This is a genomic window from Ruegeria sp. AP12 (genome assembly GCF_056540025.1).
Window position 1 is genome coordinate 1 of the sequence record NZ_JBQFVZ010000147.1, and the last position, 881, is coordinate 881.

1 protein-coding gene and 1 pseudogene are annotated in these 881 nt (G+C 54.4%); one reads left to right on the forward strand and one right to left on the reverse strand.

Annotation, left to right across the window (positions count from 1 at the left end):
- A partial coding sequence (locus ACR0E6_RS21880) for an ABC transporter permease (RefSeq protein WP_480587278.1) occupies positions 1 to 582 on the reverse strand: 582 nt, incomplete at its 3' end.
- Positions 583 to 704: 122 nt separating this feature from the next.
- On the opposite strand from ACR0E6_RS21880, the pseudogene ACR0E6_RS21885 reads away from it, so the two are divergent.
- Positions 705 to 881 (forward strand): annotated as a pseudogene (locus tag ACR0E6_RS21885) (3'(2'),5'-bisphosphate nucleotidase CysQ); the annotation flags it as partial.

Below are 881 nucleotides of genomic sequence, written 5' to 3' on the forward strand. Positions count from 1 at the left end.
GATCATCTGCAACCGTCGGTACACCGTGGTCAGAATGCCTGCCGTCATTGGAAACCAAGGCCGCAGCGCCATCAAAACCAACCCCACCGCACATCCGGTGAACCACGACAAAAGCACCATCGCAAAGGCAGGCCCCGGCTGTTCGATTGCCAACGGTTTTACTGCGGCATGGTAGATGAACAGGATGACAAACATAGTCACCATCATGGTGTAGAGCGTCCCGAGCGCCGTGGCCACGATCGTGATCACCATGTTCATAGGTGAGTGCAGCATCATCGGGTTGTTGCCCGCTCCCACACCTGCGACCTGTTTTACAGCCCGAATATGCAGCAAGAACAGGAACACGCCTGACAAGAGATACAAAACAAGGTCACCACGCACCTTGGCCACCCGCGTGCCCATGAAGGACATAATCAAGTAAAACACCAGCACCATCACAAGGACCTGGATAATACTGCGCAAAATCGCGACCACCGCGTTTGCGTGTTGGGTGCGGATATCGCGCACAACGGCATGAAAGATCAGCTCGACCGTGGTGAAGGCACCACCCAGCAGGGTCTTGTTACTCCTGAAATAGAACACGTGTCGAGTCTTTCCTGCTCTGTTGACCTCAGTCTTTCACGAATACCTTGCCGTTCGGTAACCAGCACATCATAAGTCCGTCACCACATTCGATCAATAAACTACCAAATCGGAGCTTTTTTGTGACCTACGACGCCCTTATCCCCGTCATCCGACGTCTGGCACTGGAAGCCGGTGACAAGATCATGGAAATCTACAACTCGGACACCTTCGATGTGAAGGTCAAACCCGTCGAAAGCCCCGTGACCGAGGCTGATGAGGCCGCCGATGCGTTGATCTCAGAAGGGCTGCGCGCCGCC